The sequence below is a fragment of the Staphylococcus equorum genome, assembly GCF_001747895.1.
GTDB lineage: Bacteria > Bacillota > Bacilli > Staphylococcales > Staphylococcaceae > Staphylococcus > Staphylococcus equorum_A.
In genome coordinates, this window is record NZ_LNNB01000031.1 from 1 (window position 1) to 15,337 (window position 15,337).

Annotated in this window: 16 protein-coding genes; 8 read left to right on the forward strand and 8 right to left on the reverse strand. The window is 34.5% G+C overall.

Going from position 1 to position 15,337, the window contains the following annotated elements:
• Positions 1-170: 170 nt before the first annotated feature.
• From AST02_RS12665 to AST02_RS12675, 3 genes are read right to left on the reverse strand one after another with little or no spacing between them, the layout of a single operon-like run.
• Positions 171-938: an SDR family NAD(P)-dependent oxidoreductase gene (locus AST02_RS12665; RefSeq protein ID WP_069818069.1), complete on the reverse strand. Its 768-nt coding sequence runs from the start codon at positions 936-938 to the stop codon at positions 171-173.
• 26 nt (positions 939-964) lie between these two features.
• Positions 965-2,365 carry a glutamine synthetase family protein gene (locus tag AST02_RS12670; protein ID WP_081325294.1) on the reverse strand — a complete coding sequence of 467 codons (1,401 nt, stop codon included), beginning with the start codon at positions 2,363-2,365 and terminating at the stop codon, positions 965-967.
• A gap of 21 nt (positions 2,366-2,386) precedes the next feature.
• Positions 2,387-3,826, reverse strand: coding sequence for an NAD-dependent succinate-semialdehyde dehydrogenase (locus AST02_RS12675; RefSeq protein ID WP_069818070.1), 1,440 nt, complete (start codon positions 3,824-3,826; stop codon positions 2,387-2,389).
• 224 nt (positions 3,827-4,050) lie between these two features.
• Here AST02_RS12675 and AST02_RS12680 point away from each other — a divergent pair, with 224 nt between their 5' ends.
• The gene (locus AST02_RS12680) at positions 4,051-5,121 is read left to right on the forward strand and encodes a M20 family metallopeptidase (protein ID WP_069818071.1); all 1,071 of its coding nucleotides are present in this window, start codon (positions 4,051-4,053) and stop codon (positions 5,119-5,121) included.
• Between the two features lie 92 nt (positions 5,122-5,213).
• Here AST02_RS12680 and AST02_RS12685 read toward each other — a convergent pair whose 3' ends face one another.
• Complete coding sequence (locus tag AST02_RS12685; protein WP_069818072.1) at positions 5,214-6,740, reverse strand: SLC13 family permease; 1,527 nt, start codon at positions 6,738-6,740, stop codon at positions 5,214-5,216.
• A 254-nt stretch (positions 6,741-6,994) separates the two neighbouring features.
• Here AST02_RS12685 and AST02_RS12690 point away from each other — a divergent pair, with 254 nt between their 5' ends.
• On the forward strand, positions 6,995-7,504 hold the full coding sequence (locus AST02_RS12690) for a YfiT family bacillithiol transferase (RefSeq protein ID WP_069818073.1): 510 nt from the start codon (positions 6,995-6,997) through the stop codon (positions 7,502-7,504).
• A 464-nt stretch (positions 7,505-7,968) separates the two neighbouring features.
• Positions 7,969-8,655 carry a transglycosylase family protein gene (locus tag AST02_RS12695; RefSeq protein WP_069818074.1) on the forward strand — a complete coding sequence of 229 codons (687 nt, stop codon included), beginning with the start codon at positions 7,969-7,971 and terminating at the stop codon, positions 8,653-8,655.
• A gap of 196 nt (positions 8,656-8,851) precedes the next feature.
• Here AST02_RS12695 and AST02_RS12700 read toward each other — a convergent pair whose 3' ends face one another.
• Positions 8,852-9,520 carry an RluA family pseudouridine synthase gene (locus AST02_RS12700; RefSeq protein WP_069818075.1) on the reverse strand — a complete coding sequence of 223 codons (669 nt, stop codon included), beginning with the start codon at positions 9,518-9,520 and terminating at the stop codon, positions 8,852-8,854.
• Positions 9,521-10,031: 511 nt separating this feature from the next.
• Between AST02_RS12700 and AST02_RS12705 the strand changes: the two genes are divergently transcribed.
• From AST02_RS12705 to AST02_RS14580, 4 genes are all read left to right on the forward strand, one after another.
• The gene (locus AST02_RS12705) at positions 10,032-10,742 is read left to right on the forward strand and encodes a transglycosylase family protein (protein WP_069818076.1); all 711 of its coding nucleotides are present in this window, start codon (positions 10,032-10,034) and stop codon (positions 10,740-10,742) included.
• Positions 10,743-10,893: 151 nt separating this feature from the next.
• Positions 10,894-11,313: a hypothetical protein gene (locus tag AST02_RS12710; RefSeq protein ID WP_069818077.1), complete on the forward strand. Its 420-nt coding sequence runs from the start codon at positions 10,894-10,896 to the stop codon at positions 11,311-11,313.
• A gap of 11 nt (positions 11,314-11,324) precedes the next feature.
• The gene (locus AST02_RS14575; protein ID WP_226957500.1) at positions 11,325-11,777 is read left to right on the forward strand and encodes a hypothetical protein; all 453 of its coding nucleotides are present in this window, start codon (positions 11,325-11,327) and stop codon (positions 11,775-11,777) included.
• A complete protein-coding gene (locus tag AST02_RS14580; RefSeq protein ID WP_256092405.1) occupies positions 11,774-12,091 on the forward strand; it encodes an HAD-IA family hydrolase in 318 nt (105 codons plus the stop codon). Before AST02_RS14575 ends, AST02_RS14580 begins: the two co-directional genes overlap by 4 nt.
• Before the next feature lie 76 nt (positions 12,092-12,167).
• Here AST02_RS14580 and trhO read toward each other — a convergent pair whose 3' ends face one another.
• Both trhO and AST02_RS12725 read right to left on the reverse strand, forming a co-directional pair.
• The gene (gene trhO / locus AST02_RS12720) at positions 12,168-13,121 is read right to left on the reverse strand and encodes an oxygen-dependent tRNA uridine(34) hydroxylase TrhO (RefSeq protein ID WP_069818078.1); all 954 of its coding nucleotides are present in this window, start codon (positions 13,119-13,121) and stop codon (positions 12,168-12,170) included.
• 355 nt (positions 13,122-13,476) lie between these two features.
• Entirely contained in the window at positions 13,477-13,695 is a 219-nt protein-coding gene (locus tag AST02_RS12725) for a hypothetical protein (protein WP_069818079.1), read from the reverse strand.
• A 153-nt stretch (positions 13,696-13,848) separates the two neighbouring features.
• On the opposite strand from AST02_RS12725, the gene AST02_RS12730 reads away from it, so the two are divergent.
• Entirely contained in the window at positions 13,849-14,319 is a 471-nt protein-coding gene (locus AST02_RS12730; RefSeq protein ID WP_069818080.1) for a peptide-methionine (S)-S-oxide reductase, read from the forward strand.
• Between the two features lie 95 nt (positions 14,320-14,414).
• Here the strand turns inward: AST02_RS12730 and rbsK are convergent, their stop codons facing one another.
• Positions 14,415-15,329, reverse strand: a complete 915-nt coding sequence (rbsK, locus tag AST02_RS12735; RefSeq protein WP_069818081.1) for a ribokinase — start codon at positions 15,327-15,329, stop codon at positions 14,415-14,417.
• Between the last annotated feature and the right edge of the window lie 8 nt (positions 15,330-15,337).

Below are 15,337 nucleotides of genomic sequence, written 5' to 3' on the forward strand. Positions count from 1 at the left end.
AGGCGTCAGCGCTTTACAAAAATGGTTCAATTATATAACTATATATAATAGAAGAAACACGTCATGAAATTTATTTAGAACACAGTAAAAGGAAGCGGGAATATGAAATCAAAATGTAGAATTTGATTTCGTGTTCCTGCTTCCTTAAAGGCTGATTCTATAGAGAGGTATTAGAAGTAGTTTGCAGTGATACCGCCGTCTACGTTCATGTTTGCACCGTTTGTCCAATCCGATTCATCTGACGCTAAGTATAACGCGGCGTTGACAATATCTTCTGGTTTGCCAAATCTTCCAGTAGGTTGTCTGTTTAATCTCGCATTTTTAGCTTCTTCATCTGCAACTAACCATTCCATTAATAAGGGTGTTTCAATTGGACCAGGGCTGATTGCATTTGTGCGAATGCCTTTAGGACGGAATTGAATGGCTAATGATTTCGTTAAAGATACGACGGCACCTTTTGAAGCAGTGTACGCATCTTGAGGCACTGAACAACCCATTTCTGCAACAAATGAAGCTATATTAATAATAGATCCAGAGTTGTTTTTTTCCATTTCTGGAATAACATATTTCGTCATAAAGAAAATACCTTTAACATTAATATTCATAACTAAGTCCCATACGTCTTCGCTTGTATTGACGACAGAATTATCTGCTTCTGGCATGACGCCAGCATTATTATATAGCACATCAATTTTTCCATAAGCTTCAACTGTATCGGCGACCGCATTTTTAACATTGGCTTCATTAGCAATATCCACTTTGAAAAAAGAAGCTTCTCCGCCATTATCTGTGATTGCCTTCACAGTCGCTTGACCGGCTTGTTCATCTCTTTCGAATACTGCGATTTTACCGCCTTCATTTGCAAACATTTGTGCAGCTACTTTACCCATGCCACCGCCAGCACCTGTAATAATACATACTTTGTCTTGTAATCTCATAATCGTTTTCCTCCTCAGTAGTATATTTAGCTTTGTTCAAAGTAACGCGAACGTTCCCAAGTTGTTACGAAAGAATCGAAGTCATTCTGTTCTGATTGTGCAGCTTCTAAATAATGATTCGCGACATCTTCACCAAGGACTTTTGTCACAACATCACTATTTTTCCAAGTTAAGATAGCCTCGTGTAACGATGATGGGATACGGTCGATATTATCTTGTTCATAAGCATTACCAACTAGTTCATCAGTAAGTTCGATTTTATTTTCTATACCATATAAACCAGCACCAATTAAAGCAGAGTAAGCTAAGTATGGATTCATATCTGCACCTGAAATACGTGATTCAAAGCGTAATGCATTTTGTTCTCCTACAACACGGTAGCCAGCAGAACGATTGTCTTGGCTCCATGCAATACTTACCGGTGCCCATGAGTTAGGCGCAAAACGTTTATAAGAGTTTACGTAAGGCGCAAACATTAATGAAAAATCTCTTGTAAATTTAATGATACCTGCTAAGAAATGTTTCATCGTTTCAGATTTTGGTTCTTCTGCGTCATCACCTGCATAGAAAGCATTCGTTTTCGTGCCTTTTTTCATCATACTTAAATGAATATGACCGCTTGAACCTGTCCATGCTTCGTAAGGTTTAGCCATGAATGTTACGGATTTATCATTTTGGATACAGATTTCTTTCATACCATGTTTGAACATAATATGTTGATCAGCAGCATCTAAGGCGTCTGAGTATTTTAAGTTGATTTCGTGCTGTCCTTTATACGCTTCACCTTTTGAAGATTCGATAGTAATGCCCATTAAGTGCATTTGATTTCTAATTTCTTGATAAATTGGTTCATTCTTACTACCTTGCAATAAGTTATAATCTTCATTTAAATGACCGGCAGCTTCTAAATTGTCGTATCCTTGTTTCGAAATATCTTCAAATGAATTATTGAATAAGTAGAATTCAAGTTCACTTGCCATATGTGGTGACAAGCCTTGTGCTTCTGCTTTATCAATTTGTTGTTTGAGAATGTTACGCGGCGCAATTGCAATCGGTTCACTGCCATCTACGGCATACACATCACAAAAGACCATCGCAGTGTGTTCTAACCAAGGCACCACTTTTAAAGTATTCAAGTCAGGCACAGCTAAATAATCACCATAACCTTTGTCCCAGTTCATAAATTCAAAATTATCGTTCGTATCCATTTCAAAGTTTGTACCTAACAAGTAGTTACAGAAATGTGTACCATCAGATATATCATTTTCTAAAATGAAATCACCCGTGATTCGTTTCCCCATCAAACGGCCTTGCATGTCACAAAAGCCCATGATAAGTGTATCGATATCATCAGATTTAACTAATTCAAGTAATTGTTCCTTTGTAATATCGCCAGTTACTTTTTTGCCTTTAATATTGTTATTCATATATGACAACCCCTTATTAGTTTATTTAAGTAAAGATAATGAAATATATTTCAATTCTAAGAACCCATCTAATCCAAAGTGACTGCCTTCACGACCCATTCCACTTTCTTTAATACCGCCAAATGGTGCTTGAGGGACACTTAATTGAGTACCGTTAACACCAATCATGCCAAATTCTAATTTTTCACTGATTTTATAAACCGTATTAATATTATTAGAAAAGAAGTAAGCAGCTAAACCATATGGTGAAGCATTTGCAATATCAATCGCTTCATCTTCGTCGTCGAATGTAATAATCGGTGCGACAGGGCCAAATATTTCTTCCTGTGCAATAGCCATCGTTCGTTCAACTCCTGTTATGACAGTAGGTTGATAGAAAAGACTTGATGTAGAAATGTCAGCTTTATCTCCGCCAGTTTCAACTTGAGCACCTTGTTTCATAGCATCTGCGACTAAGTGTTCAACTTTATCAATCGCTTTTTGATTAATGAGCGGTCCTACTTGCGTATCCTCTTGATCACCTGGGCCGACTTTGATGGTTTTTACACGGTCGATAATTTTCTGTGTCATCTCTGCTTTAACATCTTTGTGTACAAGTACAACGTTGATACCATTACACATTTGACCACTATTTTCGAACTTGTTATCAACAATCGCGTCTGCAGCGTTATCTAAATCGGCATCGGGTAACACAATCGCTGGTGCATTGCCCCCGAGTTCGAGCGAGATACGTTTGACTTGATCAGAAGCTTTACTCATTAATTTCTTACCAATTGGTGTGGAACCTGTGAACGACATTTTTCTAACACGCTTGTCCTCAAATAGTTTGTCTGAAATGACTGAAGAACTGCCAGTAACAATATTTGCGACTCCTTTATCAATGCCGGTTGCCATTAATTCATCGAAAATCGCAATTGCAATTCTTGGTGTTTCACTTGATGGTTTGACGATTACAGTACATCCAGCAGCTAATGCAGGTGCCACTTTACGTGCAACCATTGCGCCAGGGAAATTCCATGGTGTAATCAATCCACAAACGCCTACAGGTTGTTTCGTGACTGAAATGCGTTGATTCTCTGATGAAGGTGGAATGACTTCACCATAAATACGTTTCCCTTCTTCAGCAAACCAACGAATGAATTTAGCACAAACTCCGACTTCACCAAAAGCTTCTGCGTAAGGTTTGCCTTGTTCTTCACTCATAATCGTTGCGAGTGCTTCTTGTTTATTTAATAAATTGACTGCCCATTGTTCTAAATAACCTTGCCTTGTTTCAGCAGTATAATTCGACCATGTTTCAAAAGCAGTGGACGCACTATCAATTGCTTGTTGCACGATGTCCTCAGTTACACTTGGTACTTTGCCAATTGAGTTTCCATTCGCTGGATTAACGACGGCGATGCTATTGTCTGTTTCAACTTTTTCACCGTTTACCCAGTTATAATTTAAATTACGTGTCATATAATCTCCCCTTAATACGCAAAAAGACGCCTATATACTCAATTTTTGTTAATTGAGATATAAGCGCCTTTGCTTAGTTGTTATTCACTTGGAAAAAACTAAAATCATATTATTGAAACCCTTTTCAATTTCGTGTTAACCAAATGTTACTAAAATTTTTAAATCTTGTCAATATTCAGATAATATACTATACTTTGCACAAATAAGCATAGGGGGTAGATTGAATGGGCAAAACGTTGGATTTATTACAAAAATTAATTACTTTTGATAGTTCTAATCAAGAAGTTGCAAATGAAACCATTGATTATTGTAAGCAGTGGTTAGAAGAACAGGGACTCAAACCTGAAATTATAACGAACAATGATTATAAGATGCTTATATGTAATGTAGGCGAAGGTAGTAAGCGACTCATTCTAAATGGACATGTTGATGTGGTGAGTGGTAAAGAAGCACAATTTGATCCTGAAATTAAAGATGGCAAAATTTATGGACGCGGTTCTGCTGATATGAAAGCAGGTGTCGCTTCATTTATGGTTGCAATGACTGAACTTCAAGATGCTGATTTAGGTGATACAAGTGTTCAACTTCAATTAGTCACAGATGAGGAAATTGGTGGCTATAATTGTTCTGCTTATTTAACTGACCAAGGCTATTTAGGTGATTTCGTGATTTGTGCTGAACCAACTCAAATTGGAATTGGCTATCAATCTAAAGGCCTTTTACAATTTGATATTCAATTAAACGGTAAGTCAGCACATGGTAGTAGACCCTGGGAAGGTGACAATGCCATTATAAAAGCGTATGAAGTATACGAAAAAATAATTGATTTACCGTTTGCGAAACAATCTACAGATATTTTTGATGGCCCCTCGATTAATCTCGCTAAAATTTCTGGTGGTGAGGTCTATAACAAAGTACCAGATACATGTACGCTTTCAATTGATATTCGTTATTTACCTAACCAAGATAAAGATGACATTCTAGAACAAATTAAAGGTGTTACAGATGATGAAATAGCTGTGCATATGTCAGGTCCTAGTGTGAAAAATGAAATTGACAATCCTTATATTCAACACCTTGTAAAAGAAATCAAAACTGTAACTGGCAATCAAGAAGCCAATATTTTTGGTCAGCATGGCTTTGCAGATACAAGATACTTTTCAAGATTTGATGTGCCAGCAATTGAATTTGGACCTTCTGGTGATGCGTGGCATGGAGATGGTGAATATGCCGTAGTAGACTCATTAGATCAATATAAAGATATCATTGTAGGTTTTGGAAAAACGTTTAATTAGAAACAGGCAAGTGGTTGAAATAGATATGAAAATATAAGCGAACGCTCAATTTTAATCATTGCGCGTTCGCTTTTTTAGATAACTAAAAGTGTTTAAATGAAACCTATCCATTGCCAGTAAGTAAAACTAAATAATACGATAAGTAAGTAACCAATAACGGTGATTGGAATACCTGTTTTCAAGAAATCTTTAACGGTAAATGTTTCTGTACCATATGCCAACATAGATTGTGGTGAACTAACAGGAAGTAAGAAGCCAAAGCTAATTACAAATTGTTGTATGAGCACAAAGGCCATAGACTGCTCTCCTAAATCTAATGTCATCGTGAGTGAAATAAATACTGGAATTAATGCTGAAGCCAAGCTTGTGGCACTTGCAAAACCTAAATGAATTAATATATTAAACAAAGAAATTAAAGCAATCGTCATCACTAATGGATAGTGTTCAAGGCCGATAAGTCCAAAGGTTTGATCACTTAGCCATTGCGCAGCAGTTGTTTTTAATAACACATTACCTAAGGAGATACCCACACCAAATACAATAATCGTACCCCATGGAATGCGAGACTCAGCTTCTTTCCATGTCATAATACCAATTTTAGGGGTTAACATGATTGCTAGCGCTAATAAAATAATAGAAGATGAATCAATCGGATGTAACACTTTTTCTGTAGACCAAAGTAAAAGTAATGCAATTGAAATAGCAATGAGACGCCATTCTTTAGCAGTGACAGGGCCCATTTCATGTAATTGTTTTTTGATCAGTTGCTTGCCTCCAGATATTTCGTGTACCTCTGGTGGCATTACTTTTAGCATAATGAAATAAAGTGCAATAGACATCAAGATAGACCACGGACCAGCATAAAGAAACCATTGCCCCCATGAAATATCTATTCCTAATTGATCATTAATAAAATTGATGGCAACGATATTTTGAGCGGCTGCCGTTTTAATACCTACGTTCCAAATAGACACAGCTTGGACCGCCGTAATGACAAGTAAAGCGGCAAGTTTACTATTTTTAGAAATGCCAAAAGCAGTAACCATACCTAACAAAATAGGAATAACTGCCCCAGCACGCGCAGTTGCTGAAGGTACAAAGAAAGCTAGAAAAATGGCAACAATAATTGTGCCAATAACGATGCGGTTGGTCTTATTACCTACCATAGAAAGAACGATGAGTGCGAGACGTTTATGTAGATTTGTAATTTGCATTGCAGTAGCTAAAAACAGTGCTGCAGCTACTAGTGCAATAGCAGTAGATGAAAAGCCACTAAAAGCAAGCTTCAATGCGTTAGTCGTACCGAATAAGCTACTGCCTTCTAAAACTTTACCGCCTGTTTGTGGATTGCCTAGAGACTCAGTTAAATTTTGTACAGGGCTAAATCCTAAGAGCAAGATAATCAAACCGACAATCATCGCTGCAGATACAGGATAAGTGACTGCTTCAGTTACCCATAAGATAACGGCGAATATTAAGATAGCTAATGCACTTTTAGCCATGAAGGGCAAGGTATCTGGCGTTGGTAATACCATGATAACCACAAGCGCAATGACGCTAATGATTAACCAAAGCGGTTTAAATGTGGTGTTTTTCTTCTTTGTTGAATGCTGTTTCATCTTTAAAGTGCTCCTTTTCTTATTTTTTCAATTTTATAATATCAAATACCTAAAACGTGCTCACTATAATATTGAAAAGTTCATAAAAATGCCTTTAGTTAAGCAGAAAATAAAAAGAAGAGGATGAGAACCTACATTACAATGACTGAAAAGTTTGTGTGTATTTTATAAAATGTTTAATTATACAGAAACAGAGAATAATAATGATGTAGAGCAATGTGCGGTATTTAAATAAATAATAATAAGGTGATTAAATGGATGTAAGGTTTCCAATAGGAGAATTAGAAATTCCAGATAAAGTAACATTAGATGATATTCAAAAATGGGCGAAAGAAATAGAAGGTTATACTGAACGTTTAAGAGAGACTGTAGATTCATTAGATGATGAAGCGTTGAATGCAAAGTATCGTGCAGGGAGTTGGACAGTGCGTCAACTTGTACATCATATTGCTGACTCTCAATTAAATATGTATCAGCGTTTGAAGTTAGCACTCACAGATAATAATCCGACAGTACCAGCATTTATCCAAGATAAATGGGTGATGTTGCCGGATAACGACTTACCTATCGAAAGCTCGATTAAGATGCTAGAAGGTATGAACGAACGTATCGTAGCAATTGCTAACAATTTAAATGAAGATCAATTAACACAAACATTTACGTTAAAAGATAGTGGCGAGATAACCGTAGCTGAAAAAGTTGCAAAACTATCTTGGCATGAAGAACATCACTTAGCACATATTAAAATAGCACTATCTAAATAGTAGAATCTAGAAGGCCGTTCAAATTATGAAAATTTGAACGGTTTTTTTAATTTGTTATCTAGTTATTTTGTATGATTTATATAGAACTAATGTAAAATAACTCTTAAAAAGGGGCAAATAGGATTTTTAATAAATTGCAAATGGAAAAATAAGGTGGAATTGTACACAATTGACAAACAAATTACATAAATATTACGTGTTTATATTATAAATTAATCTGATTACAGACTTTCATCAAAGCTTTTCTTCACTTTTTATTCATTATGAGTCACTTTTTCACTGTAATTTAGATGTAATGAACATGCGTATATTTTAATTTGACTGTAACCTACAAACATTTTATGGATGTTATAGTATTATTTGTGAGTTGGTTGAAGCAGTAAATTATTTTTTAATTAAATAATTGAAATTCAACCGTATAAAATAAAAAATGAAAATTATCTTTCTGGGAGGATTTATTAATAATGAAAAAAACAGTAATCGCATCAACTTTAGCAGTAGGATTAGGCGTAACAGGAGCAGCAGCAGGAAATTCAGCTGACGCTTCAGAACAAAACGTAGACCAAGCACAATTAGCGCAACAAGCTCAATCAAATCCAGAGCAATTAAATGAAGCACCTGTTCAAGATGGTTCATATGACATAGACTTTAATCATAACGGTACAGACTATAGCTTCGAATCAGATGGTACAAACTTTAGCTGGAGCTTTGGTGGAGGATCAACTGAAGGTTCAACTGAGGCACCTGCTCAACAAGAAGCACCAGCTGAGCCAGCACAACAATCAGCACCAGCTGAACAAGCGGCTGAACCAGCTCAACAAGAAGCTCCAAAAACTGAAACAACTCAACAACCACAACAAGAATCTACTTCAAAAGAATCTAGCTCAAGTGAAGCTTCAAGTGGTTCATCAGTAAATGTTAACTCTCATTTACAAACAATTGCTCAACGTGAATCAGGTGGCGACATTACAGCTATCAATGCTTCATCAGGTGCAGCAGGTAAATACCAATTCCTACAAAGCACTTGGGATTCAGTAGCTCCAGCAGCATACCAAGGTGTATCTCCAGCAGAAGCACCTGAATCAGTACAAGATGCAGCAGCAGTTGAACTTTACAACACTGCAGGCGCTTCACAATGGGTTACTGCATAATTTAAACAGTAATTAATTATTTTAAATAAAGTATTCAAAACCTGCTTCTATAATATAGAGGCAGGTTTTTTGATTTAATAAATAATTTGAGATAAATAAAACAAGCACGATTTAGATAATAATCTAGATCGTGCTTGTTTTTGTTATTAAAATATTTCCGAGGAAATGCAAGTGTAGTATGAATGCAATGCAAGTATTACAAATAACGTGACCAGATGCCTTCGCTTGGGATCGATTCTACAGATATAATTTCATCTTTAGTCGGATGTTTTACGCTAAGGTGCGATGCCCATAAAGCAATTTGTTGACCAGGTTTATTAATATGTTGTCCATATTTTTGGTCTCCATATAATGGTAGGTTTTGATTCGCAAATTGCACTCTAATTTGATGTGAGCGTCCAGTTCGTAATTGTACTTCGACTAAACTTTTCTTTTCAGCATTATGAATCATCTTATAGTCTAAGATGGCTTGCTTTGCTTCTTTTTTTCTTGAATCTACCACATGTACGATGTTTTTATTCCGATCTTTCCAGAGATAATCTTTAAGTTCACCTTGTTTTTTTGCAGGTGCACCATGAACAACCGCTAAATATGTTCTATCAAAGTTTTGTTTTCTTAATTCATTTGATAAACGAGATGCAGCTTTAGATGTTTTGGCAAAAACCATAGCACCACCGACTGGTCTGTCAAGACGATGTACTAAACCAAGGTAAACCTTTCCTGGTTTATTATATTTTTCTTTAATGTAATCTTTTAATACAGATAATAAATCTTCATCTTTTGAGTCATCAGCCTGTACTGGTATATTAATAGGTTTTTCGACCATAAGTAAATGATTATCCTCATAAAGGACATTGATCAACATTGAACTCCTCCAAATCGATATAATGCTTTACATAGTTAGTACGCAATATTAAAAAATAATTAAAAATATATCAACATAGTATATTATCATATTGTAGAATAAATTCAATGACATAAATATATTGTAAGAATAAAAAATAAAGTATTTAAAATAACGTGAAATAAAAATAAAATGAAGTAAAAAGTAACTGTATACTATTGGTGTAAAGATACACCGTTGTCACACTAATTACATAGAGATTACATAAAGGTAAAGCCAAGCATTCTATTTATGAACTATCATGAGAGGATTTTGGTTGAATTTTCTGGAAATTATTAAGATTTTTAGTGTAATGGGAGTGTAAAAAGTCGATTGTTTTTTTAACTTCACTGTAACCCACGAGCTATTTATAGATGTTACAGTAGGTCTTGTAAATTAATTGAGGAAAGTAAATCGTCTTAGCGATGATTGAAATTACGAATTAATTTTAAAACTATAAAATGGAAATTATCTCTTAGGAGGATTATTAATAATGAAAAAAACAGTAATTGCATCAACTTTAGCAGTAGGATTAGGCGTAACAGGAGCAGCAGCAGGAAATTCAGCTGACGCTTCAGAACAAAACCTAGACCAAGCACAATTAGCGCAACAAGCTCAATCAAACTCTGAACAATTAAATCAAGCACCCGTACAAGAGGGTTCATATAATCATAACTTTACTCAAGATGGCGTAAATTATAACTTCCAATCAGATGGTACAAACTTTACTTGGAGCTATGGTGAAGGTTCAAATGGTTCATCAGAACAAGCTTCAACTAATAGTGGTCAACAACAAGCTCAACCACAACAAGAGCAAGCACAACAAGCAACTGCTGAGCAACCAACTGAACAATCAGCTCCACAAACTGAAGAAACTCAACAACCACAACAAGAAGCAGCTTCAACTCAATCTTCAGAAAGTTCAAATGAGTCAAGCTCAAGTGAAGCTTCAAGTGGTTCATCAGTAGAAGTTAATGATCACTTAAAAGGAATTGCTGAACGTGAATCAGGTGGCGACCTTAAAGCTGTTAACCCTTCATCAGGTGCAGCAGGTAAATACCAATTCTTACAAAGTACTTGGGATTCAGTAGCACCTGAAGAATACCAAGGTCAATCACCAACTGAAGCTCCAGAATCAGTACAAGATCAAGCAGCAATGGATCTTTACGAATCTGAAGGTGCTTCACAATGGGTTACTGCATAATATAAGCAGTAATATCTAATTAAAATTAAATATAGTTCAGTGAATAAACTAATCCCTGTTTCTACACATGTAGAGGCAGGGATTTTTATATGTAAGTAAATTTATTTTAAAAGTTGATTAACGAATGGGTGTAAGGGAATAATATGATATTATGAAAAAACTTTTAGCACATTTAATCGTAGTTTTGACGTTAGCAATTATATTATTTTTGACTACTTTATTATTCGATTTATTTAAATCGATGCACTTAACGGCATTATTACTGAATATAGATTTTTTAATAGATGACAATGCTTCAAATGTTATTTTGGAATTTTTAATTCATGTAGGTATTACAATTTCACTTTATGCTTCACTCTATTTTATTTATAAAAAGTGGGGGGATTATTATTATATGGCATTAATTTGTGCCATGATTTCATTTTTAGCACTGTATCCATTATTAATTTATATGGCAGTTAGCCCAATTTTTCAATTTCATTATACAGGTTATATCTGTTGGACTATTGCACATATAATATTTTTAGTTTGCACGCATAAAGGAATTAAATTTATGGAGAGCAAGCTTTAAAATTCATAATTTTGTTAAAAAGTTATCATAGTAAAAGTGAAAATGCGGTTTATAATTATTATGTAACGACGTTAATTACTCTTAAGGAGGGGTTTTTAATTAAAAATGCAGAATTAGTATTATTTGATTTAGATAATACTTTATTTCCTTTCAATGATTTATGGTTAATTGCGAATAAACAAATTTTCAGGAATTCATCATATGCAGAAGATATTGCATATGATGAATTCCTGAAAATTTATACTTATTACGATAAAAAATTTTGGTCGGAACATAGTCGTGGAGAGATAACTTTAGATGAACTTAGGCAACTACGATTAATTGAAAGCTTAAAATATTTTAAGAAAAATATTACAACGAAAGAAGCTCATGAATATTTCTTAGCATTTTTTGACATTATTATTCAACATATTAAACCTAATATAATATTAAATGATCACCTTAATAAATTAAAAAATGGGTGAATATAGGTATATTAACTAACGGGAAAAATTTAGAACAAACGACTAAGATAGCGCGTTTAGAATTAAATAAGGTTTTTGAAAGTAATATATTTATATCTGAAGATATTGGAAGTGAAAAGCCTGATAGTGCTGCTTTTTTAAAAGTGACTCATATGCTAAATATCAAACCTGAACATACAATATTTGTAGGAGATTCTTGGGAAAATGATGTTTCTGGTTCACTTAATGTAGGCATGAAACCAATTTGGTTTAATGGTGACAAAAACATAATTGACAAAAATATAGAAGTTATTAATAGAGTATTGAAGGGTTAGTAGAAAGTTTGATAACACGAGTGAAACGATAAATAAAACACTGTTATGCATCATGCATAACAGTGTTTTATATTATTTATTGGCTTACAAGATTTTTGAAGTTTTCCAAGCGTGCTGCTTTTTCTTCTTCGCTAATGTCATGTTTTTTTACATAACGATTATTTTCGTGAGTTGCACATTCGTGTGTACAAGCACCTAAATAACGTTCTTCATTTTCTTCAGAAACAAGAATTTGTTTGTTACATTCTGGATTGCTACAGTTGATATAACGTTCGCATGGCGTACCATCGAACCATTCTTTGCCCACAACTGTTTTATCTACTTGGTTAACTTCTACACTAATACGTTCATCAAAGACGTACATTTTACCGTCCCATAATTCACCTTTTACTTCTGGATCTTTACCGTAAGTAGCAATACCGCCTTCAAGTTGGCCAACATCCTCAAAGCCTTCTTTTAATAAGTAACCAGAGAATTTTTCACAGCGGATACCGCCAGTACAATAAGTGACAATTTTTTTGTCCATGAATTGCTCTTTATTTTCTTTAATCCAATCAGGTAGGTCTCTAAATCTCGTGATATCAGGGCGAACTGAACCACGGAAATGACCTAAATCGTATTCGTAATCATTTCTTGCATCAATGACTACAGTATCATCAGCTAATAAAGCTTCTCTAAATTCTTGTGGTGATAAGTAATTTCCTGTTAATTCTCTTGGGTCAACGTCATCTTCTAAATCTAGTGCAACAATTTCTTCTCTTGGACGTACATGCATTTTTTTGAAAGCATGTCCTTCAGCTTCATCAACTTTAAAAGTAATCCCTTTAAATCTTTCATCTGATTTCAATTGTTCCATATATTTATCAGTAGCTTCGACTGTTCCAGATACAGTACCATTGATACCTTCTGTAGATACTAAAATACGACCCTTAAGTTCTAAATCCTTACAAAATTCTAAATGCTCCGTGGCAAAAGTTTCGGGGTCATCAAGTGTTGTATATTTATAATACAATAATACTCTATAATCCATAATTCGATTCTCCTCTAATCTATTCTTTTCATTATTATTAATATAAAATTTATGGTTGAAGTGGTTGGTTGTGTTGAAGCAGTGTGATGCTTCATTTATAATTTACTTACTCATTATTTCGAGTAAAAGAACAAAATTCTCCTTATTGCATTATAACAAAAAAAGGATAATATTCAATTTATTAATTTAAATTAGTGCAATATTTTTATTATATATGAAAAGTACATTCTAAGAAATAGAAAAGTAAATATGCTCTTCTCAAAGCCGTCACTTTAAAAGTGATAACCATGAAAAGAGCATAGGTGTATAGCATTTATTTTATACTTCTTAAAATTTAGAAGTAGCTATGATGAACTTATTTCTTTTTGTTTGTGCAAACAAGTGCAGCCACTAAGCCAATTGTACTTATAGCAAAAATGATGTTCATAATTGCTAAAGTTTCGATGATTACGACGTCTTTGCCTAATCTTTCAAAGGCATTTTGCTGCATTTCTTTTTCAGAGCTTAAATCGCTTTGTGATCTTGAAGGTTTTTCTTCGATATCTTCTAACATTCTTTCTTCAACTTTAGGCATGTAATTCCTCCTTGTGTACTACTTTAATGTTTTCCCTTTTGACAAAAAATCAATCATATACCTTTGAAAGCGCTAAACTATAAGTAATTGCAAATAGATGTGGTTATTACTATACTGAATTGATAATTGTTAGTAGAAAAAGGAGAGATGTAAATGGAAACGGTATACTTGGCAGGCGGATGTCTATGGGGTGTACAAGCCTTTGTTAAAACTTTGCCTGGCGTCGCAGATACAGAAGGCGGTAGGGCAAACGGTATTACAGATACACTCGATGGAGAATATGATGGTTATGTAGAAGTCATTAAGACAACATTTGATCCAGAAAAAGTAACAGTTACAGACTTAATGGGATACCTATTTGAAATTATTGATCCTTATAGTGTAAACAAGCAAGGTGAAGATGTTGGCTTAAGATATAGAACAGGATTATACAGCGAAGACGCCAAGCATTTAAAAGAGGCGCAAGCGTTTATAGACGCAATTGAAGACCATCATCTGATTGCAACAGAAGTATTACCACTGACAAATTACGTGAAAAGTGCAGAAGAAAATCAAGATAGACTAACAAGATTCCCTGATGATTACTGTCATCTTCCTAAAGCACTTGTAAATAAATATAAATAAATGAACAAGGCGGTTCTCAGAATAATGAGAACCGCCTTTATTTATGTGCAATGATTATGAACTATCTGATGATGCATAAAATAAGTAGTATATCTTTAAGCTTTCAATACATCTTGTTCTAATGGAATTGATTTTTGAGCGCCTTCAACTTGGACTGTAAGCGAAGCTGCTTTATTTGCGTAAGTAATACTTTCTTCTATATTAAAGTCTGTCATATTGAGACGACTTGCTAGTGCACCGATAAAAGTATCACCTGCTGCTGTTGTATCAACTGCTTTCACTTTAAACGAAGGTATTAAACCAGCAGAATTTGCTGTTGCGTAATAAGTCCCTTGCTCGCCAAGTGTGATAATGACAACTTTCATACCTAAAGATAAAAAGTATTCTGCGTTTTGATGCATTGATGAACGATCTGTAACCGGGATACCACTTAATAATTCTGCTTCTGTTTCGTTTGGCACAATAATATCAGTTAAAGTAAGTAAATCCTTAGACAATTCACTTGCTGGAGCTGGATTTAAAATGGTAGTGACATTGTTTTCACGAGCAATTTTAAAAGCACTAATAATCGCAGGTACAGGCACTTCAAGTTGAGCAATAATGTAATCAGCTTCTGCAATCGCGTCAGCTGCTTTATTTACATCTGTGTCATTTAATTCCATATTTGCGCCACCATAAACTAAAATTGTATTCTGACCATTAGCATCAATTGTTATGAATGCTTGACCTGTTTGAGCAGTATCTGTTGTCATGATGTAGTCTGTATTCATATGCGCTTGTTCAAAATCTTCTAACATGAAATCTGCGTCGCCTTCAGTTCCAATCTTAGAAATAAAAGTTGTTTGGGCATTTGAGCGTGCAGTTGCAAGTGCTTGATTTGCGCCTTTACCGCCACCATAAATTTTTTGAGCATTTTGAAGATGTAACGTTTCTCCCGGTTTAACAAAACGATCTACGTTTAAAATTTTATCTACATTGGTAGAACCAATAATTACAACTTTATTTGTCATAGTATATT